Origin of the sequence: Pseudomonas asplenii, assembly GCF_900105475.1 — a bacterium.
In the GTDB taxonomy this organism is placed as follows: Bacteria; Pseudomonadota; Gammaproteobacteria; order Pseudomonadales; family Pseudomonadaceae; genus Aquipseudomonas; species Aquipseudomonas asplenii.
This window is the reverse complement of record NZ_LT629777.1, coordinates 1,939,902-1,961,121: the sequence shown is the minus strand read 5'-3', so window position 1 is coordinate 1,961,121 and position 21,220 is coordinate 1,939,902. Positions and strand designations below refer to the sequence as shown.

Genomic DNA, 21,220 nt, shown 5'->3' with positions numbered 1-21,220 from the left:
CTAGACCGCGTCGCGCGGTAGCATCAGCCCCAACGGCAACCGAACCCGTGCCTCCAGGCCACCACCGGAGCGGTTGCGCAACTCGACGTTGCCACCGTGCATCGAGGCGATCCGCTTGACGATCGCCAGGCCCAGTCCGGTGCCCTTGCCGCCGCGCGCCTTGTCGCCCCGGGTGAACGGGTTGAAGATGCCTTCCAGTTCAGCCGGGTCGATACCCGCACCACGGTCCATGACGCTCAGCACCACATAAGGTGCGTTGGTGTCGCCCGACACGTAGGCGGCCACTTCCACCGCCTCCCCGGCGTGGTTGAGGGCGTTGCCGATCAGGTTGTTCAGCAGGCGCTTCATTGACACCCGGCGCAAGGGGAACGGCTGGATCGGCTGCAGGCGCATCTGCACCCGCTGTTCGTTCTGGTTGTAGGGCGCCACCACCTCGCGCACCAGATCGCTGAGGTCCACCGGCTCCACCGATTCGTCGCGCCCATCGCGGATGAAGGCGAGGAACTGGTCGAGAATGGCATCCATGTCCTCGATGTCCCGCACCATGTCCTCGCTGAGGTCGCTGTGATCGCCCATCAATTCGAGGGACAGACGCAGACGGGTCAACGGCGTGCGCAGGTCGTGGGAAACCCCGGCCAACATCAGCTCACGCTCGCGGCCGGCCTGCTCGACATCTTCGGCCATCTGGTTGAAGGCGCTGTATACCTCGGTCATTTCACTCGGGGTATCGCTGATCGGCAGGCGCACGCTGCGGCCCTGGCCCAGTTGCCGGGCGGCGAAGACCAGGCGTTTCAACGGTTGGTTGAGCTGGCTGACGAAAATCCAGGCCGATGCCGTCGACAGCAACCCGATAGCCAGGAACCAGCCCAGCACGCTCCAGATCTTCTGCCCACGCAACGGATGCGGGTACAGCGGCACCTTCAGCCAACCCGCCCCCAGGCTCGGCGCGCGCACCCAGAGGGCCGGAGGTGCATGCATGCGCAGACGGACCTCGGTGTCGGCACCCAGTTCGGCCTGCATCTGGCGTTGGTAGATCTCACTGTACGGCCAGTGTTGCTCGCCTTCGGGCACGCCGCCGCTGACCACGCGGATCAGTCCCGCCGCGTCGGCGATCTTGTCGCGGTCGCTCTCGTCCGCGGCCCAGTAGGCACGCAGGGTCAGGGCCACGCCATGGCTGTACTGGCGGTCCACCAGGACGTCCTCGTTCATCAGCAGGTAGACCAAGGTCAGCGCCTTGGAGAACAACACCACGATGAGCACCAGCCAGAGGGTGCGCGAGAAAAAGCTTTGGGGAAACCAGAGAGGGGTTTTCATAAATACGGCCGCTACATACTTTGCAGGAGCGAGCGGACGGGCTCGCACAATTGCGGATCGCGACTTGTCCGGGCGGCTTTCGCACACCCGGACAACTCGCTCCTACAAATCACCGATCACTTGGTCGCGGCGCCATCCGGCACGAATACGTAACCTACACCCCAGACGGTCTGGATGTAGCGCGGTTTGGAAGGATCGGGCTCGATCATGCGACGCAGACGGGAGATCTGCACGTCGATGGAACGCTCCAACGCATCCCACTCGCGACCACGGGCCAGGTTCATCAGCTTGTCGCGGGTCAGCGGTTCACGGGCGTGCATCACCAGAGCCTTGAGCACGGCGAATTCGCCGGTGGTGAGCATGTGCACTTCTTCACCGCGCTTGAGCTCGCGGGTGGCCAGGGACAACTCGTAGTCGCCGAAGGTGACGCTCTCGTCCTCGCTGCCCGGGGCGCCCGGAACCGGCGCAGACTGGCGCCGCAGCACGGCCTTGACCCGCGCCATCAGTTCGTCGGGGTTGAACGGCTTGGCCAGGTAGTCGTCGGCGCCCAGTTCCAGGCCCTTGATCCGGCTCAGTTCGTCGCCCTTGGCGGTGAGCATGATGATCGGCACCTGGTTGTTCGCCGCACGCAGGCGACGGCAGGCCGTCAAGCCGTCTTCACCCGGCAGCATGAGGTCGAGCACCACCAGATTGAACACTTCACGGGACAGCAGACGATCCATTTGCTCGGTGTTGGCCACCGCGCGGGCACGATAGCCCTTGCTGGTGAAAAAACGCTCCAGCAGGCTGCTCAGCCCCGGATCGTCGTCCACGATGAGAATTTTTTCGCCTTCAGCAGTTTGTGCAGTGCTGCTCATGGGTTGCTCCTTTGATCTCGGCGCGCATTATGGGGCCAGCAGGCTCTCCTGCGTATCCTGTGCATTGTTAGCAGATTTTTCCTCGACTACCAGCAAACACCGTTTTATGCCTACACGCGCACAATCCCCCCAAGCCCGGAACGCTGGTTATAATGCCCCGCCTTCTGCGTCAGGCAACGTCTGATCATTGCTGTTCGATGCCATCTTTTTTCAAAGGCTCACAGCAATGTGCTGATTTCACGGGTCACAAGGTGCGCCTTTTGATCCCAAACCAGGCACGCCCGACAGGCCCAAAGGCCCGGCTTGCCTGATTTCACACTTTGTCAGGTGGTTTTATGGACAGCATCAACAGCCGCATCGCCGAAGAACTCGGCGTACGCCCACAACAGGTCGAAGCGGCCGTCGCCCTATTGGATGAGGGTTCGACAGTACCCTTCATCGCCCGTTACCGCAAAGAGGTGACCGGCAGCCTGGACGACACCCAACTGCGGCACCTGGAAGAACGCCTGCGTTATCTGCGAGAACTCGACGAACGGCGTGCCAGCATCCTCGCCAGCATCGAGGAGCAAGGCAAGCTGACCCCTGCCCTGGCCCGCGACATCCAGCTCGCCGACACCAAGACCCGCCTCGAAGACTTGTACCTGCCGTACAAGCAGAAGCGCCGCACCAAGGGCCAGATCGCCCTGGAAGCCGGCCTCGGCGAACTGGCCGACAGCCTCTTCAACGATCCGTCGCTGACGCCGGAAAGCGAAGCGGCGCGCTTTGTCGATGCCGAAAAAGGCTTCGCCGACACCAAGGCCGTCCTCGAGGGCGCCAAGTACATCCTGATGGAGCGCTTCGCCGAAGACGCCAGCCTGCTGGAAAAACTGCGCAGCTTCCTCAAGCAGGAAGCGATCCTCAGTGCCCGCGTGATCGCCGGCAAGGAAGAGGAAGGCGCCAAGTTCCGCGACTACTTCGAGCACGACGAACCGCTCAAAAGCATGCCGTCGCACCGTGCCCTGGCGATCTTCCGTGGCCGCAACGAGGGCATTCTCGCCTCCTCGCTGAAAGTCGGTGACGATCTGCCCGGCACGCTGCATCCCTGCGAAGGCATGATCAGCCAACATGTCGGCATCCAGAACCAGAACCGTCCCGCCGACAAGTGGCTGAGCGAAGTGGTGCGCTGGACCTGGAAGGTCAAGCTCTACACCCACCTGGAAACCGATCTGCTCGGCGAGCTGCGCGATGGCGCGGAAACCGAGGCGATCAATGTCTTCGCCCACAACCTGCACGACCTGCTGCTGGCCGCCCCAGCGGGTCCGCGCGCGACGCTGGGGCTCGACCCCGGCCTGCGTACCGGCTGCAAGGTGGCCGTGGTGGACGCCACTGGCAAGCTGCTCGACCACGCCACCGTCTACCCGCACGTGCCGCATAACAAGTGGGACCAGACCCTGGCCATCCTCGCCGCGTTGTGCGCCAAGCACTCGGTGGACCTGATCGCCATCGGCAACGGCACCGCCAGCCGCGAAACCGACAAACTGGCCGCCGAGCTGATCAAGAAATACCCAGCCATGCGCCTGACCAAGGTCATGGTTTCCGAGGCCGGCGCTTCGGTGTACTCGGCATCGGAGCTGGCCGCGCGGGAATTCCCGGACCTCGACGTATCGATCCGTGGCGCGGTGTCCATCGCCCGCCGACTGCAGGACCCACTGGCCGAACTGGTGAAGATCGATCCGAAATCCATCGGTGTCGGCCAGTATCAGCACGACGTTTCGCAGTTGAAGCTGGCCCGTGGCCTGGACGCGGTGGTCGAGGACTGCGTGAACGCCGTCGGCGTCGACGTCAACACCGCGTCGGTGGCGCTGCTGGCACGGATCTCCGGCCTCAATACCACCCTGGCGCAGAACATTGTCAGCCACCGTGACGAAAACGGCGCGTTCAAGACCCGCGCCGCCCTGAAAAAGGTCCCGCGCCTGGGCGAAAAAACCTTCGAACAGGCCGCAGGCTTCCTGCGTGTGATGAACGGCGACAACCCGCTGGACGCCTCCGCAGTGCACCCGGAAGCCTACCCGCTGGTGCAGCGCATCGCCGCCGAAACCGACCGCGATATCCGCTCGCTGATCGGCGACAGCGGCTTCCTCAAGCGCCTGGACCCGAAGAAATTCACCGATGAGACCTTCGGCCTGCCGACTGTCACCGACATTCTGCAGGAACTGGACAAACCGGGCCGCGACCCGCGCCCCGAGTTCAAGACCGCCGCGTTCCAGGACGGTGTCGAAGACCTCAAGGACCTCGAACTGGGAATGATCCTCGAAGGCGTGGTGACCAACGTGACCAACTTCGGCGCCTTCGTCGACATCGGTGTCCACCAGGATGGTCTGGTGCACATCTCGGCGCTGTCGGAGAAGTTCGTCAAGGACCCACGTGAAGCGGTCAAGGCCGGCGACGTGGTCAAGGTCAAGGTCATGGAAATCGACATACCGCGCAAACGCGTCGGCCTGTCGATGCGCATGGGCGACACCCCGGGCGAGAAGATCGACGGTGCCCGTGGCTCGCGTCCGGGCTCGGCACCACGCCAGTCGCAGAACAACGCCCCGCGCAAGGAAACCGCAGCCCCGGCCAACCAGGCCATGGCCTCGCTGTTCGCCAACGCCAAGCAGTTGAAGAAGCGTTGATGGAAATTCCTGACGGTCTGACCCAGAGCGCCTTCAGCGAGTTGCTCGGCTGCCGCGTGCAACGCCTGGACACCGGCATTGCCGAGGTGGCGCTGGCGCTGACGCCGCAACTGCGCAACCGTGGCAACGTGCTGCACGGCGGCGCGCTGTTCAGCCTGGTGGATATCACCATGGGCCTGGCCTGCTCGGCCACCCATGGTTTCGACCAGCGTAGCGCTACCATCGAGTGCAAGATCAACTACATGCGGGCGGTGGCCGAAGGCGAGGTGTTGTGCACCGCCAGGGTCATCCACCCCGGTCGCCGCACCCTGGTGGTCGAAGCCGATGTGCATCAGGGCGACAAACTTGTCGCGAAAGCACAAGGTACGTTCGCTGTTCTCTAGCTGTCCCGTCTCGATTTGGGTTAATTTCGACACTGCAAGCGCAGTGTCGGAATTTTCCTCCGACACCGTGCCCGACTCAGGGAAGAAGTGTCGGCGTTTTCTGACATTTACCAGGCGACAACGCCAGTTCTCCACTTCACCCTTGTAGACCGTCTTGCCCACCCCCATATTGGGGCGACCGACGCGTGAAGGAATCCAACTTGAGCGAACTTCTCAACCGCCGCCTGGCTCTGCTCGGCGAGCGCGACCACCTCTCCCTGCTCGAACAGTGCTTGCACGGCATCGAGCGCGAATGCCTGCGCGTCACCCGTGAGGGTCGACTGGCGCAGACACCGCACCCGGAAGAACTCGGCTCGGCGCTGACCAACGAGCAGATCACCACGGACTATTCCGAGTCGCTGCTGGAATTCATCACTCCGGCCCTGAAAGACCCGGCCGACACCCTCGGTAGCCTGGACAGCATTCATCGTTTCGCCTACAGCAAACTCGGCAACGAGTACCTGTGGAGTCCGTCGATGCCTTGCCCGCTGCCGTCCGAGGAAGATATCCCGATCGCCTATTACGGCACCTCGAACATCGGCAAGCTCAAGTATGTGTACCGTCAGGGCCTGGCCCTGCGCTACGGCAAGACCATGCAGTGCATTGCCGGGATTCACTACAATTTCTCGCTGCCGGAAAAACTCTGGCCTGTGCTCAAGCAGGCCGAGGGCTTTACCGGCACTGATCGCGACTATCAGTCGCAGGCCTACATCGCCCTGATCCGCAACTTCCGCCGCTACAGCTGGCTGCTGATGTACCTGTTCGGCGCCTCGCCGGCGCTGGATGCCGGATTCCTGCGCGGCCGCTCCCATTCGCTGGAACAGTTCGACGCCGAAACGCTGTACCTGCCCTACGCCACCAGCCTGCGCATGAGCGACCTCGGTTACCAGAGCAACGCCCAGGCCGGCCTGACACCGTGCTACAACGACCTGAGCAGCTATACCGACAGTCTGCGCAAGGCGGTGGCGACTCCCTATGCGCCGTATGTCGAGATCGGCACCCACAAGGATGGCGAGTGGGTCCAGCTCAACACCAACATCCTGCAGATCGAAAACGAGTATTACTCCAATATTCGCCCGAAACGCGTGACCTACACCGGCGAGCGGCCGATCCAGGCGCTGATGGCCCGGGGCGTGCAGTACGTCGAGGTGCGCTGCCTGGACATCAACCCGTTCCTGCCGACCGGCATCGACCTGGACGAAGCCCGCTTCCTCAACGCCTTCCTGCTGTACTGCGCGCTGAACGACAGCCCGCAACTCGCAAGCGGCGAGTGCGGCAATGCCACCTCGAACTTCCTCACCGTGGTCAAGGAAGGCCGGCGTCCAGGCCTGCAATTGCAGCGTGACGGCCAGGCGGTGAACATGAAGGCGTGGGCCACCGAGCTGCTGGAGCGGATCGCACCGCTGGCCGCGCTGCTGGACCAGAGCCATGGCGGCGATGCCCACAGCAAGGCGCTGGACGAGCAACTGGCGAAGATCAAGGATGCGTCCCTGACCCCGTCGGCGCGGGTGCTGGCGAGCATGACCGAGCACAAGGAAAGCTTCGCCCAGTTCTCCATGCGCCAAAGCCTGGCACATGCCGAATATTTCCGTAATCAGCCGTTGAGCAAGCAAGAGCAGACCGCGTTCGAGGAAAGCGCCCGCCAGTCGCTGGTCCAGCAGTTGGAGCTGGAGCAGAACGAAGTGGGCGATTTCGACGTGTTCGTCGGGTCTTACCAGGCGAGTATCCTGGCGATCAGTAACTGACGCGCCAGCAGGTCTGACGCGTTCGCGGCGGTTCGGCGTCCCGACAAGCCCGGCTCCTACAGGGTCCGTACCGTAGACAAAGTCTATGTACGACACAAAACCCTGTAGGAGCCGGCGGTGCGGCGATCCGACCTGGCCGCGAAGAGGCCCTCAAGCCATGCTCAAGGGCTGAAGGTCAGAGCGCCTTCTCGAAGATCTTCGAATTACGCTGATAGTTGTACAGCGACGCCCGCGCACTCGGCAGGCGCTCGACGCTGCTCGGGACAAATCCGCGCTCACGGAACCAGTGCGCGGTCCGGGTGGTGAGGACGAACAGGGTCTTGAGCCCCTGCTCCCGGGCACGGGCCTCGATGCGCTCGAGCAATTCGTCGCCGCGACCGCCGTGACGATATTCAGGATTCACCGCCAGGCACGCCAGCTCACCGGCGTCCGAATCGGCAATCGGGTACAACGCCGCACAGGCGATGATCATCCCCTCACGCTCGACCACACTGAACTGCTCGATCTCGCGCTCCAGCACTTCGCGCGAACGCCGCACCAGGATGCCCTGCTCTTCCAGCGGACTGATCAGGTCAAGCAAGCCGCCGACATCTTCGATCGCCGCCTCACGGACCCGTTCGAACTGCTCCTGGGCGACCAGCGTACCGCCACCGTCACGGGTGAACAGTTCGGTCAGCAGCGCACCGTCTTCGACATAACTGACGATATGGCTGCGGGCTACGCCGCCACGGCAAGCCTCGGCTGCCGCATCGAGCAGTTCAGCCTGGTAGTCGCTGCCCAGGCGCTGCAGGTGCGCAGGCACCTGTTGCGGGCGCAATTCGCGGACCAGACGGCCATTTTCATCGATCAAACCATGATCGGCACCGAACAGCAGGAGTTTTTCTGCGCCCAGGTCGATCGCTGCACGGGTCGCCACGTCTTCGCAGGCCAGGTTGAAGATTTCCCCGGTGGGCGAATAACCCAGCGGTGACAACAACACGATGGAGCGCTCGTCGAGCAGGCGGTTGATGCCCTTGCGGTCGACCCGGCGCACTTCGCCGGTGTGGTGATAATCGACACCTTCGAGCACACCGATCGGCCGCGCCGTCACCAGGTTGCCGCTGGCGACGCGCAGGCGCGCGCCCTGCATCGGCGAAGCCGCCATGTCCATGGACAGGCGCGCCTCGATGGCGATGCGCAAATGGCCAACCGCATCGATCACGCATTCCAGGGTCGCCGCGTCGGTAATACGCATACCATGGTGATAATGCGGAGTCAGGCCACGGGCGGCCAGGCGGCTTTCGATCTGCGGGCGCGAGCCATGCACCAGCACCAGGCGTACGCCAAGGCTGTGCAGCAGCACCAGATCGTGGACGATATTGCCGAAGTTGGGGTGCTCGACGCCGTCGCCGGGCAACATGACGACAAAGGTGCGATCGCGGTGGGCATTGATATAGGGAGACGCATGGCGAAGCCAGTTAACGTATTCGGGCATGACCTGACCTGTATAAAAAACAGCCAATGAAAAATGGGTGCAACATGAAAACGCACAACAGGCTGTTGGTTATCGTCGGAACAGGCTTGGCGACACGCGCGCTCTCCTTATCAGTAATGGATGGTTGGGCCTGGCATTTAACGCAAGGTCGGGGCCGGGCTCAAGCAATAATGTTCAATCAGTTCGCGCAACAGCTCTACAGTAGGCTGCAAACGTGACATTTCGAGGTATTCCCCCGGTTGGTGCGCACACGCGATGTCGCCAGGGCCGAGTACCAGGGTCTCGCAACCCAGCCGTTGAAGATAAGGTGCTTCGGTGCCGAACGCTACCGCTTGTGCACGGTGCCCGGTGAGTTTTTCGGCGATACGCACCAGTTCGGCATCAGCCAGCTGTTCGAAGGGCGGCACCTCGGGGAACAGCGGCGCATAGTCGATCTTGACCTGATGCCGCTCGGCCAGGGGTTCGAGCTTGGCGCGAATCGCCGCGCGCAGCAGGCTCGGGTCCATGCCCGGCAGCGGCCGCAGGTCGAACTCCAGGGCGCATTGGCCGCAGATGCGGTTGGGGTTGTCGCCACCATGGATGCAGCCCAGGTTCAGGGTCGGTTGCGGCACCGTGAATTGCGGGTTGTTGTACTCGCGCTGCCACTGTCCACGCAGCCCCCGCAGTTCGCCGATCACGTCATGCATGGCTTCGAGGGCACTGTGCCCCAGGCTCGGGTCGGACGAGTGACCGCTGCGGCCCAGGATGTCGATGCGTTCCATCATCACGCCCTTGTGCAGGCGGATCGGCTTGAGCCCGGTCGGCTCGCCGATCACCGCTGCGCGGCCCAGCGGCCGCCCGGCCTCGGCCAGGGCACGGGCGCCGGACATCGAGCTTTCCTCGTCGCAGGTGGCGAGGATCAGCAGCGGTTGCTTGAACGGCTGAACGAGCAGCGGCCTGACCGCCTCGATCGCCAGGGCGAAGAAGCCCTTCATGTCGCAACTGCCCAGGCCAACCCAACGGCCATCGACCTCGCTGAGCTTGAGCGGGTCGGTCTGCCACAGCGCTTCGTCGAACGGCACGGTGTCGCTGTGGCCGGCCAGCACCAGGCCGCCGGGGCCGCTGCCGAAGCTGGCGAGCAGGTTGTATTTGCCGGGGCTGACCGGCTGGATATCGCAGGTGAAGCCCAGGTCGCCCAACCAGTTGGCCAACAGGTCGATCACCGGGCGGTTGCTCAGGTCCAGCGCCGGCTGGGTGCAACTGACGGAGGGGACTGCGATCAGGGCAGCGAACTGGTCTTTCATCGATGGCAAAGGCATGCGCTTGCTCCTCATTCACAACACGTCAGGTGCAAACTCCCTTTCATTTGGGAGGGCCCATGGCTCCGGGCAAGGCTTGCGGGCCCATTCGCCGGCAAGCCGGGCTCCTACAGGGATCGCGTAGGCCTCAAGGTCCCGGACGAGCCCCATCATAGAGCCATCCGGCGCCTGGAATAAACCGCCACGACACGTGCCATGCGCTTGTCCTGTACACTGCATACCCCAAGGCGGCCACTCTTTTCCCCGGCCGCACTCCCGATCCTGGATTTTCCGGCCATGCAGAAAGAAACCGAAATCAAACTCCGCGTCAGCCGCGAAACCCTCGCCGCCCTGCGCGAGCACCCGCTCTTGAAGAAGCGCAACAAAAGCGGCTGGGAACGTCGTGAGCTGATGAATCAGTATTTCGACACGCCCGAACGCGATCTGGCCAAGGCCAAGGTTGCCCTGCGCCTGCGCCGTGACGGCGAAGAAGTGATCCAGACCCTCAAGACCCGCGGCCAGAGCGTTGCCGGCCTGTCGGAGCGCAACGAGTACGACTGGCACCTGGCCAAGGCCAAGCTGGACCTGAAAAAACTCGACGGCGAATGCTGGCCGGAGCCACTGGCCGAGCTGGACAAGAAAACCCTCAAACCGATCTTCACCACCGACTTCGTCCGCGAACGCGCCGAAATCGCCTGGGGCCGGGGCAAGTCCAAGGTAGTGATCGAGGCCGCGCTGGACCTGGGCTTCGTCATCGCCGGCAAGCAGAAGGAAGAAATCTGCGAGCTGGAGCTGGAATTGCGCGAAGGCGAACCCGAGGCGCTGCTGGAACTGGCCGCCGAACTGGCCGAGAAACTGGCGCTGATGCCCTGCGATATCAGCAAGGCCGAGCGTGGCTACCGGCTGTTCGACGCCAATAGCTATTCGCTGAGCCTGCCGGCGCCGCAACTGACCGCCGAAACCACCGTGGACGACGCCTTCGCGGCGCTGGCCTGGCATCTGCTCGGCAGCAGCCAGCGACTGGCCGAACAATACCGCTTCAACGGCCACTGGCGTCTGCTGCAGGACTGGTTGCAGCAACTGATCGAACTGCGGGCCCTGGTCGGCAGCCTCGGTCAGGTGGCACCACGGCAATCGACCAGCGAACTGCGCAAGGCATTGGATGCGTTGCTGGAGGACTGGCGCCCGCTGGTCAACGCCGGCCTGGAAGACGAAGACGTGCGCAAGGTCGCGCCAGAGCAGTTCCTCGAAGAGCTGGAGGACGTGCGCTGGGGTCAGTTCTCGTTGAACACCTCGCGCTGGTTGCTGGCTCGCAGTTGGACCGTCGAACGTCCCGGCCGTGGCAATCGCCAGGGAGCCGCGCAGTTGCAGAGCTGGCTGCCGCGCCTGCTGGCCGAAGAAGCCGCGTCGCTGCAACTGGGTCGCTACCAGCAGCAGCCGGAAGATCTGGCCGAACAACTGCCACGTATCGAGCGCCTCCAGGCCTGGCTGCACCTGGCCCGCGGCGTGCTGGAACTGCCGGAGCTGGACCGTCTGTTCGGCGAACTGAACAAGCTGGCGCAGTTGGCGCAGCTGGATATCAGCGATGAAGTGCTGGAGGCACGGGTACAGCAGGCCCTGACCGTCTCCCAGGGCCGTGCCTGGAAAGCCCTGTCGCGCCTGTAACGGCAGCACGCCCCAGCAGGAGCAGGCGGTGCGGCGATCCGACTTGCTCGCGAAGAGGCCATCAAGGTCGCCATGACCTCGCGAGCAAGCTCCGCAACGACGCAGGCCAGCAAAATTTCCTTGCAGGGGAAAATCTGGTCTACATTTGAACCTGACTAGCACGATAAAACCGCCAGGAACATTCCCAAGTTCCTTGGGTTCTATCGACAAGACACGCAGGCGACACCTTTAAGAACACCATCGTGTGCCTGACGGCATGCAGTACGACGGCATTGTGTGATTAGCCGTATCTGTCCCCTTTCAAGATCTTCTGGAATGGTACGGATACTGTCATGCAGCCTTCAGACGACGATGATGTCAGAAACCTGATGCGCAAGTTCGGCGCCAGCACCGACCGCTATCGGGAAATCGAGGTGGCCCGGGTCTTCGCCGAAAAGCCGCTCCCCGCGCCTGACAAGCCTCACTCGCCAACACCAATACCCGCCACCGAACCACCCCGGGGGCCCGCCGCCGAGCCGACGATGGCCGGCCAGAGTCCCTCGCCCCCCTTGCGCACGCTGCTCGGCGACCTCGCACGCCAGCGCCAGGCGCAGTCCGGGCAACCACGCCAGGTCACCGCCATGCCGCAGGTGGCGGCACGGATTGTCGCCGTGGTCTCGACCCGTGGCGGCGTGGGCCGCAGCACCCTGGCCAGCCTGCTCGCGGTACTGCTCAACAGCGCTGATCGGCAGGCCCTGGTGCTCGAACTCGACCCACAGAACGCCCAGCACCAGCACCTGGGCATCCTCCCGCAGGCGACAGGCATCTGCCGGGCCAGCCTGGAGGGCCGGGGCTGGCAGGACCTCGCCAAGAGCGGCTACGCCAGCACCCGGTTGCTGGCCTTTGGCGAAAGCGAACCGCAGCAGTTGCACACCCTCGAACGCCAGCTCGAAAACGACCCGCACTGGCTCGCCCGGCATCTGGCCACGCTCGGCCTTGGCACCCATGACACGTTGATCATCGACACCGCAGCCGGCAGCAGCGTCTTCCAGGAACAGGCCCTGCACATGGCCGACCTGATCATCGCCGTCGTGCGGCCCGATGCCGCCTCCCACGCCGCGCTCGACCATCTGGTCAGCACCCTCGCTCCCCACCTGGGCGGCGAACGGCCCGCCATCTGCTGGTTCGTGATCAACGGCGTGGACAGTTCCCATGGGTTGTCCGTGGATATCGCGCAGATCCTCGAGAACCAGCTCAAACCCCAACTGCTCGGGACGGTCGCCTGGGACGAAGCCATCTCAGAGGCCCTGGCCTACGAGTGCAACCCGTTCGAACAGGCCGCCGATGCCCAGGGTTGCCGGGACATCCTGGCCATCGCCGACAAGCTTCATGACCAACTGGAGCCGCGCCTGCCATGACCCTCGAACGTCGCATCGAACGCCTGCTCGGCACCAGCCTCAGGCGCATCCGGCAATGGCCCGGGCACCTGCAACGGCTTCTGCTGCTGTGCACGGCGCTGCTCTGCGTGGTGGTCTTGGCCGGCGTCATCAGCGCACCGGCGAGCCTGTCCCAACAGTTTCTGCTCGGTCTTGCCCTGGTGATCGCGGCGCTGGTGCTGCGGCGCTTCGGGGGACGCCTGCCGATCATCGCGATGATCAGCCTGTCGCTGATCGCCTCGCTGCGCTACATGTACTGGCGCCTGAGCGAAACCCTGGAACTGGAAAGCTTCCACGACACCCTGTTCGGCTACACGCTGGTGGTGGCCGAACTCTACGCGCTGGTGGTGCTGGTCTTCGGCTACGTGCAGACCGCCTGGCCGCTGAAGCGCCGGCCGATCCTGCTGGAGCAGGCGCCCGAGGACTGGCCGAGCGTCGATGTGTTCATCACCACGGTCAACGAGTCCCTGGAGATCGTCAAGATCACCGTGTTCGCCGCACAGGGCCTGGACTGGCCCGAGGACAAGCTACGGGTGCATGTGCTGGACGACGGCCGCCGCGAGGATTTCCGCGAGTTCTGCGAAAGCGTCGGCGTGCACTACCTGACGCGCGACAACAACCTGCATGCCAAGGCCGGCAATTTCAACGCGGCGCTAAAGGTCACCCACGGCGAGTACATCGCCGCCTTCGATGCCGACCATGTGCCGTCGCGCTCCTTCCTGCAGATCAGCATGGGCTGGTTCCTCAAGGACCCCAAGCTCGCCATGCTGCAGACCCCACACTGCTTCTTCTCGCCCGATCCGTTCGAGAAGAACCTCGATACCTGGCACTCGGTCCCCAACGAAGGCGAGCTGTTCTACGGGCTGGTCCAGGACGGCAATGATCTGTGGAATGCCGCCATGTTCTGCGGCTCCTGCGCCCTGATGCGCCGCGCGCCGCTGCAGGCCATCGGCGGAATGGACGAAACCACCCTCACCGAAGACGCCCACACCTCGCTCAAGCTCAACCGCGCCGGCTACAACACCGCCTACCTGGCCTTGCCCCAGGCCGCCGGCATGGCCACCGAGAACCTGGCGCGACATATCAACCAGCGCGTTCGCTGGGCCCGGGGCATGACCCAGATCTTCCGCACCGACAACCCCATGCTCGGACGCGGACTGACCCTCGGCCAGCGCGTCTGCTACACCAACGCCATGCTGCACTTCTTCTACGGTTTCCCGCGCATGGTGTTTCTCACCGCGCCGCTGGCCTACCTGATTTTCGGTGCGCAGATCTTTCATGCCGCACCACTGATGGTGGCCGCCTACGCATTCCCGCACCTGCTGCTGGCCAACCTGACCAACTCGCGCATCCAGGGACGGTTCCGCCATTCGTACTGGAACGAGGTCTACGAGACGGTCCTGGCCTGGTACATCCTGCCGCCGGTACTCAAGGCGATGATCAACCCCCGCTCCGGGCACTTCAACGTCACCGACAAGGGCGGCGACCTGCACCCGGAGTTCTTCGACTGGAAGATGGCCCGTCCCTATATCGTGCTGCTGCTGTTGAACATCGCCGGCGTGCTCTTCGGCCTCTACGACTACATCGGAGCCGACGACACCACCGACATCACCGTGCTGCTCAACCAGATCTGGGCGATGTACAACGTGATGGTGACCAGCGCGGCCCTGGCGGTCGCCAGCGAAAGCCGGCAGATCCGCAGCGAGCCACGGGTCGAGGCGCAATTGCCGGTCAGCCTGCAACTGGCCGATGGCCGAGTGCTGCAAGGCACCACCGAGGATTTCTCGCAACATGGCCTGGGACTCAGCCTGGGCGAAGGCCTGTCGATTCCCCGGGGCGAACGCCTGCGGGTTTCGCTGTTCCGCCATGGGCAACACTACGACTTCGATGGCACCGTGGTCTCAAGCCAAGGCAGCAACATCGGCATCCAGTTCGAGCCGATGACCCTGCACCAGCAAAGCGACCTGGTCCACCTGACCTTCGCCCGCGCCGACACCTGGGCGATGAACTGGGGTACCGGCAAACCGGACTCACCCCTCGCGGCCCTGCGCGAAGTCAGCGTCATCGGTCTGCATGGGATTGGCGAACTGCTCAAGGCCACCGTACGCCTGCTCCCTACGCTGCCCGCAAGGCGCCGCGCCTCTTCCACCTCCGCCCTGGACACGCCATGACCACGACCTCCTCCGTTGGCAGCGCGGGACGCTGCACCCGTTATGCCCTGGCACTGCTGGCCTGCGGCAGTCTGTTCCCCGCAATCGGCAGCGCCCTGCCGCCAGCCGAGGTCCAGGGCAACACGACCACTGCGCCGGCTGTCAGCCCGCTGCCACAGGCAAGCCCCGCTAACAGCTACAGCCTGAGCTTCAAGCAACTCGGGCGCCGCGATCCCATGTACCTGCGGGGGGTCGAGTCCACCGACAGCGCCGATTTCGGCATCCGCACCGACCAGGTCGTCACCGGCGTGCAACTGGTGCTGCGGTTCAGCTATTCACCGTCCATGCTGCCCGAGCTGTCGCAGCTCAACGTGCTGGTCAACGACAAGGTCGCCGCCAGCCTGCCGCTGCCGAAGGAAGAGGCCGGCAAGGACCTGGAAAAAGTGGTCGAGATTCCGGCGCGGCTGGTCACCGACTTCAACCGGATCGACCTGCAACTGATCGGCCACTACACCATGCAGTGCGAAGACCCATTGCACTCGAGCCTATGGGCCAGAGTCAGCAATGACAGTCAGTTGAACATCCAGTACTCGCCCATCGCGCTGAAGAACGACCTGGCCCTGTTGCCAGCACCGTTTTTCGATCGCCACGACGCCCGGCCCTTGAAGCTGCCGTTTGTCTTCGACGCAGCTCCCGGCCCCGCCAAGCTGGAAGCGGCCGCCGCACTGTCGTCCAAGTTTGGCGCGCTGGCCAGCTACCGGACCGCGACCTTTCCCGCCAGCATCGGCCAGTTGCCCAGCCGCGGGAATGCCATCGTGCTGGTCACCCGACGCGATGCCCTGCCCCTGGGCGAACTGTCGGGCAACCCGGCCACCGGCCCCAGCGTGACCATGATGACCAACCCCAACGACCCCTACGGCAAGCTGCTGGTGATCAGCGGGCGCAACGACGCCGAACTCAAGACCGCCGCCCTCGCCGTTGCCCTGGGCAGCAAGGCGTTGTCCGGGGCCACCGCGCTGATCGACCGACTGGACCCGGTGCCGGTACGGATTCCCTACGATGCGCCCAACTGGCTGCCGGCCGACCGGCCGGTCAAGCTCGGCGAGCTGGTCGATGCCCAGCAATTGCATGTCTCCGGCTACAGCCCGCGGGAAATCATCATTCCCCTGCGCCTGCCACCGGACCTGTACGAATGGCGTAACCGGGGCGCCCCGCTCCAGCTCAAGTATCGCTACACCCCCCAGCAGTTCTCGACCAACTCGGCCCTGCTGGTGCACCTCAACGACCACCTGATCCGCTCGATGCAACTGCCGTCGGTACCCAATCTCAATGGCGAGCCGCAGTGGCTGGAATGGCTGAAGAAAGACGACAGCCTGCCCCGCGAGGCCAGCATGTACCTGCCGCTGGACATCTCCACCTTCAAGGCCCAGTTGCAACTGCGCTACATGTACGACTACATCAAGCAGGGCGAATGCCGGGATGTCATCGTCGAGGACATGCGCGGCCAGATCGAGTCGGACTCGACCCTCGACCTCAGCGGCCTGGACCACTACACGCCGATGCCCGACCTGGCCAAGTTCCGGGACAGCGGCTTCCCCTTCACCCGGCTCGCCGATCTCTCGGAAACCGCCGTGGTCATGCCCGACGCCAACGGCCCAGAGGTACTCAGCGCCTACCTGACCGTCTTCGGTCGCTTCGGTGATTCCACCGGCTACCCGACGACTGGCGTACAAGTGATCCAGGCCCGCGACGTCGAGACTGTCAGCGACAAGGACCTGCTGGTCCTGGCCTCCGCCAGCGACCAGCCGCTGCTCAAGCTCTGGACCGACTCGATGCCGGCGCGCAGCGAAAGCAGCCATCACTTCTTCGACCTGAGCGACCTGGCGCTGCGCATCCATGACTGGTTCAGCCCCGACTCCGAGGCAGCGGTCCGCAAGACCCGCAGCACACTGGCCTGGTCGGGCAGCGGCACGCCTTACCTGGCCGGTTTCGAGTCGCCCCTGAAAAGCGGACGCAGCGTGGTGGTGATCGCCAGCAGCGAACCGTCCCGCCTGGAAGAAGTGACGGCGGCCATGATCGGCGGCGATGATTACAAGGAACTGATCCAGGGCCGTCTGGCGGTGATCCAGGACAAGCAGATCACCAGCCTTACCGCCGACCAGCCGTACTATGTCGGCCAACTGGGCTGGTTCCGCCATCTGCAGTTGCTGCTGTCGCGGCATCTCGGCTGGCTGCTGTTCAGCGTCCTGCTTGGCTTCGCCCTGCTCTGCGCGTTGATCTTCCTGGGGCTGCGGGCCCAGGCCAAGCGGCGGCTGTCATGAGCCGGCTGGCGAAGCGCACGGGCCTGCGCCGAACCCTGCCGCTAGCAGTGTTGCTGGTGCTGGGCAGCAGCACGGTCCGGGCCGATGACCCGCAGGCACAACTGATTGAGCAGGGCCGCTACTGGCAGGCCCAGCACAATCCCGACCGGGCCATGGACGCCTGGAACAAACTGCTGCTGCTCGCCCCCGACCAGCCCGAGGCGCTCTATGGCCTGGGCCTTGGCAACGTGCAGCTCAAGCGCCCGGACGAGGCGCGCAAGTACCTCGCCCGACTGCAGGCGCTGGTGCCACCGCCGCGCCAGGCGCAGCAACTGGAACAGGACATCGCCCTGGGCAACGACGAACAGACCCAGTTGTTGACGCGGGCGCGGCAACTGGTCGATGGCAATCAGTACGACGAAGCGGTGAAAGTCTATCGGCAACTGTTCAATGGCCGTCAGCCCCAAGGCGACCTGGCCCGCGAGTATTACTTCATGCTGGGCTATTCACGCGGTGGCGAACAGGAGTCCCGCACCGGCCTCGAACGGTTGCTGCGCGAACACCCCGACGACCGTGCCGCGGCGCTGTTCCTGGCCAAGCACCTGGTGCGCAACCTCGATACCCGCGCCGAAGGTATCCGCCGCCTGGCCGTCCTCGCCAAGGACAAGGATGTCGGCAGCGATGCCAACGAAACCTGGCGCTTCGCCCTGACCTGGATCGGCCCACCGGCGCCGGCGCAGGTGCCGCTGTTCGAACAGTTCCTCGCCGCCCACCCGGACGACAAGGAAATCCGCGAACTGATGAACAAGGGCAAGGCCCTCGCCCGCACCAATGCCGGCACGCCAAAAGCCGCCGCCTGGCGCCGCGACCCGCAGGACGCCCGTGGCCTGCAGGCCCTCGAGGCTGGCGACCTGGCCGCCGCCGAGCAAGCGTTTCAGGCGCGTCTGCGGGAAAAGCCCGACGACCCCGACGCCTTGGGCGGCCTGGGTATCGTGCGGCAGAAACAGGAACGCCTGGACGAAGCCGAAGACCTGCTGCTCAGGGCCACCCGTCAACCCGCTGGGCAGCCCTGGCGACAGGCCTTGGACAACGTTCGCTACTGGCGGTTGATGGCCGGTGCGACCGCCGCGCAGAAAGCCGGGCGCCCGGACCAGGCACGCACGCTGATCGAGCAGGCCGCCAGCCAGAGCCCTGGGCAACCGGCCAGCCAGGTGGCGCTCGCCAACCTGCAGGCACAGCAAGGGCAACTGGCGAAGGCCGAAGCCGCCTACCGGAAAATTCTCGCCAATCACCGCGACGATCCCCAGGCCCTCACCGGCCTGATCGGCGTCCTGGCACAGCAAGGCAAGGCCGATGAAGCGCTGAAGCTGATCGACTCGCTGTCGCCCGCCGCTCAGACAAGACTCAATGCCGAGGTTTCCGTCCGCTCCCTGCGTGCCACCCAGGTGGCCCATGTGGCCGAACAGCGCGGCGACACAAAGGCTGCCGAACAGGCCTATCGCCAGGCGCTGGCCGATGACCCCGGCAACGCCTGGACCCGCTTCGCCCTCGCCCGGATCTATCTCGACCAAGGCCGGCCCCAGGCTGCCCGGGAGCAGATCAACGACCTGCTCAAGCGCCACCCCGACCAGCCCGACGCGCTCTACACCCGAACCCTGCTGGCGGCGCAACTGGGCGAATGGCAGGACGCCCAGGCCAGCCTGGCGCGTATTCCACCGGCCAAACGCAGTCGCGAGATGGACGAACTGGGCAAGGAAATCGCCCTGCATGTGCAGACCGAAGCCGCCGTCGCCAACCTCCGCCGCGGCCAGCGCCAGGAAGCCCAGGCGCTGCTCGCCCGCAGCCAGGCGCTGACCGAGGGCAAACCCGAACGCGTGGCAATCCTGGCCTCGGCCTATATCGACGCCGGCCAGCCAAGGCAAGGCGTCGCGCTGATGCGCGACCTGGTGGAGCACTCGCCGAGTCCCACCAGCCGCCTGCAACTGCTCTATGCCGACACCCTGTTCAAGGCCGACCAGGACAGCGACGCCGCCGATATCCTGCGCAGCCTGCAGGGCGAGCGCCTGAACGACAGCGACCGCCGTCATTATGCCGCCCTGGTGAAGCTGTACCGGATCAAGCAGGCCGACCAGTTGCGCGAGAAGGGCAACCTGGTCGCCGCCTACGACATGCTCAAGCCGATCCTGCGCCAGTCCCCTCGTGATCCCCAGGCGAATGCGGCCCTGGCGCGGATGTACAGCGCCAGCGGCAACACCGCCAAGGCCATGGCCCTCTACAAACCGCTACTGGAGAACGACCCGCGCAATGCCGACCTGCAACTGAGCGTCGCCAGCCTCGCCGCCCAGGCCCACGACAATACCCGCGCCGACAAGGCCCTCAAGACCGCCCTGGCCCTCAAGCCGGGGGTGCCCAAGGTGCTGACCAGCGCCGCCGCCACCTACCGCGCCATGGGCAAGAGCGCCGAGGCCGCCGACCTGCTGCGCCAGGCCGTGGCCATCGAGGGCAGCCAGCGGCGCGCCAACCCGGCACTTGAAACGGCCGACAGCGACGGCGACAACCCTTTCCTTGATCTGCCGGGCCAGCCGCGTAGCGTTGCCTCGCGTGACGAAGACCCCTTGCGCGTCAGCAATGAGGCGGCCGATACGATGCCCGCCGACCCGGCCTTGGCACCTGCGCTCTACAGCCGTCGCGACAGCCTGCTCGACGGCGGCCTGGACGACGATCCGGCGCTGGCCGGCAACCCCTTCGCTGCAGGCCGGCGCTCCGGTAACGCCGAACGGGAGGACCTGAGCCCGGCGCAATTGGCGCTGAGCGAGATTCTCCAGGAACGCAGTGCCTACATCGCCCAGGGCCTGAGCGTGCGCAGCAACAACAATGAATCGGGGCTGAGCAAGTTGACCGACGTCGAGGCGCCGTTCGAAGCCAACCTGCCGGCCGGCGACAACCGCGTCGCACTACGGGTGACGCCCGTCTCGTTGCACGCCGGCAGCGTCCGCGACTACAGCCTCGGCCGCTTCGGCAGTGGCCTGCCCGGCGGCTCACCCGGCTCGCAACAGGCCAGTGGCGTGGGCCTGGCGGTCGCCGTGGAAAGCCCGCCCCACGGGATCAAGGCGGACATCGGTGTCAGTCCCGTGGGCTTCACCTACAACACGGTGATCGGCGGCATCAGCCTGGAACAGCCGCTGGTCTCCAGCCCGAACATGCACTACAGCATCGCGCTGTCGCGGCGACCGGTCACCGACAGCCTGGCCTCCTTCGCCGGCGCCAAGGATCGCCGTACCGGCATCAGTTGGGGTGGCGTGACGGCCAATGGCGGGCGCGCCTTGCTGGGCTACGACGACCAGGACGTCGGGCTGTATGGCTATGGCGCCCTGCACAAGCTGGTGGGCAATAACGTCGAGTCCAACACCCGCGCAGAACTGGGCGCCGGCATCTACTGGTACCTGGACAACCAGCCCGACGACAAACTCACCGTGGGCCTGAGCAGCATGCTGCTGTCCTATGAAAACAATCAGGGCTTCTTCACCTATGGCCACGGCGGCTATTTCAGCCCGCAGACCTTCTTTTCGGTGGCGGTGCCGGTCAGTTGGTCACAGCGCTCCGAACGTTTCAGCTATCGGCTCAACGGCGCGCTGGGGGTCCAGTACATCGACCAGCGGGGCGCCGACTACTTTCCCGGGCACAGCGCCGAGCAGGCCGCCAACGACCTCTCGTATCCGGGCAAGAGCAGCACCGGGGTCGGCTACAACCTGAATGTGGCAGGCGAATACCGGCTCGGCTCGAACCTGCTGCTGGGGGGCGAACTGGCGCTGGATAACGCCCAGGATTACCGCCAGGTCACCGCCGGGGTGTACCTGCGTTACCTGTTCGAAAAGATGACCGGGCCGATGGCCTTGCCGGTCAGCCCGTACCGTTCGCCCTACTCCAACTGATTCACGGGAGCGCAC

12 protein-coding genes are annotated in these 21,220 nt (G+C 64.7%); 8 read left to right on the top strand and 4 right to left on the bottom strand.

Annotation, left to right across the window (positions count from 1 at the left end; genetic code table 11):
• Together BLU37_RS08860 and ompR are read right to left on the bottom strand one after the other, a co-directional pair.
• Entirely contained in the window at nt 1–1,314 is a 1,314-nt protein-coding gene (locus BLU37_RS08860) for an ATP-binding protein (protein ID WP_010450643.1), read from the bottom strand.
• Nucleotides 1,315–1,430: 116 nt separating this feature from the next.
• A complete protein-coding gene (ompR, locus tag BLU37_RS08855; protein WP_010450644.1) occupies nt 1,431–2,171 on the bottom strand; it encodes an osmolarity response regulator transcription factor OmpR in 741 nt (246 codons plus the stop codon).
• Between the two features lie 335 nt (nt 2,172–2,506).
• On the opposite strand from ompR, the gene BLU37_RS08850 reads away from it, so the two are divergent.
• From BLU37_RS08850 to gshA, 3 genes are all read left to right on the top strand, one after another.
• On the top strand, nt 2,507–4,825 hold the full coding sequence (locus BLU37_RS08850) for a Tex family protein (protein WP_090204125.1): 2,319 nt from the start codon (nt 2,507–2,509) through the stop codon (nt 4,823–4,825).
• Nucleotides 4,825–5,208, top strand: coding sequence for a PaaI family thioesterase (locus BLU37_RS08845; RefSeq protein WP_090204122.1), 384 nt, complete (start codon nt 4,825–4,827; stop codon nt 5,206–5,208). Before BLU37_RS08850 ends, BLU37_RS08845 begins: the two co-directional genes overlap by 1 nt.
• Before the next feature lie 200 nt (nt 5,209–5,408).
• A complete protein-coding gene (gshA, locus tag BLU37_RS08840; RefSeq protein ID WP_090204119.1) occupies nt 5,409–6,992 on the top strand; it encodes a glutamate--cysteine ligase in 1,584 nt (527 codons plus the stop codon).
• Between the two features lie 175 nt (nt 6,993–7,167).
• On the opposite strand, the gene argA is transcribed toward gshA, so the two are convergent.
• A complete protein-coding gene (gene argA, locus BLU37_RS08835; protein ID WP_090204116.1) occupies nt 7,168–8,466 on the bottom strand; it encodes an amino-acid N-acetyltransferase in 1,299 nt (432 codons plus the stop codon).
• A gap of 137 nt (nt 8,467–8,603) precedes the next feature.
• Complete coding sequence (argE, locus tag BLU37_RS08830) at nt 8,604–9,764, bottom strand: acetylornithine deacetylase (protein ID WP_090204113.1); 1,161 nt, start codon at nt 9,762–9,764, stop codon at nt 8,604–8,606.
• A 276-nt stretch (nt 9,765–10,040) separates the two neighbouring features.
• On the opposite strand from argE, the gene BLU37_RS08825 reads away from it, so the two are divergent.
• The 5 genes from BLU37_RS08825 to BLU37_RS08805 all read left to right on the top strand — a co-directional run bounded on the left by BLU37_RS08825 (nt 10,041) and on the right by BLU37_RS08805 (nt 21,205).
• Nucleotides 10,041–11,408, top strand: a complete 1,368-nt coding sequence (locus tag BLU37_RS08825; RefSeq protein WP_019360251.1) for a CYTH domain-containing protein — start codon at nt 10,041–10,043, stop codon at nt 11,406–11,408.
• Nucleotides 11,409–11,740: 332 nt separating this feature from the next.
• Nucleotides 11,741–12,805, top strand: a complete 1,065-nt coding sequence (gene bcsQ / locus BLU37_RS08820; protein WP_090204110.1) for a cellulose biosynthesis protein BcsQ — start codon at nt 11,741–11,743, stop codon at nt 12,803–12,805.
• Nucleotides 12,802–14,994, top strand: coding sequence for a UDP-forming cellulose synthase catalytic subunit (gene bcsA / locus BLU37_RS08815; protein ID WP_090204107.1), 2,193 nt, complete (start codon nt 12,802–12,804; stop codon nt 14,992–14,994). Before bcsQ ends, bcsA begins: the two co-directional genes overlap by 4 nt.
• Complete coding sequence (bcsB, locus tag BLU37_RS08810; RefSeq protein WP_090204103.1) at nt 14,991–17,294, top strand: cellulose biosynthesis cyclic di-GMP-binding regulatory protein BcsB; 2,304 nt, start codon at nt 14,991–14,993, stop codon at nt 17,292–17,294. The genes bcsA and bcsB overlap by 4 nt, the downstream gene beginning before the upstream one ends.
• Nucleotides 17,291–21,205, top strand: a complete 3,915-nt coding sequence (locus tag BLU37_RS08805; protein WP_090204100.1) for a cellulose biosynthesis protein BcsC — start codon at nt 17,291–17,293, stop codon at nt 21,203–21,205. Before bcsB ends, BLU37_RS08805 begins: the two co-directional genes overlap by 4 nt.
• Nucleotides 21,206–21,220: the final 15 nt, after the last annotated feature.

Bases quoted from the DNA above. Each gene is read 5' to 3' on its own strand.
- bcsB (WP_090204103.1), top strand. From the start codon at position 14,991: ATGACCACGACCTCCTCCGTTGGCAGCGCGGGACGCTGCACCCGTTAT.
- BLU37_RS08860 (WP_010450643.1), bottom strand. From the start codon at position 1,314: ATGAAAACCCCTCTCTGGTTTCCCCAAAGCTTTTTCTCGCGCACCCTC.
- argE (WP_090204113.1), bottom strand. From the start codon at position 9,764: ATGCCTTTGCCATCGATGAAAGACCAGTTCGCTGCCCTGATCGCAGTC.
- BLU37_RS08805 (WP_090204100.1), top strand. From the start codon at position 17,291: ATGAGCCGGCTGGCGAAGCGCACGGGCCTGCGCCGAACCCTGCCGCTA.
- ompR (WP_010450644.1), bottom strand. From the start codon at position 2,171: ATGAGCAGCACTGCACAAACTGCTGAAGGCGAAAAAATTCTCATCGTG.
- BLU37_RS08825 (WP_019360251.1), top strand. From the start codon at position 10,041: ATGCAGAAAGAAACCGAAATCAAACTCCGCGTCAGCCGCGAAACCCTC.
- bcsA (WP_090204107.1), top strand. From the start codon at position 12,802: ATGACCCTCGAACGTCGCATCGAACGCCTGCTCGGCACCAGCCTCAGG.
- bcsQ (WP_090204110.1), top strand. From the start codon at position 11,741: ATGCAGCCTTCAGACGACGATGATGTCAGAAACCTGATGCGCAAGTTC.
- BLU37_RS08850 (WP_090204125.1), top strand. From the start codon at position 2,507: ATGGACAGCATCAACAGCCGCATCGCCGAAGAACTCGGCGTACGCCCA.
- argA (WP_090204116.1), bottom strand. From the start codon at position 8,466: ATGCCCGAATACGTTAACTGGCTTCGCCATGCGTCTCCCTATATCAAT.
- BLU37_RS08845 (WP_090204122.1), top strand. From the start codon at position 4,825: ATGGAAATTCCTGACGGTCTGACCCAGAGCGCCTTCAGCGAGTTGCTC.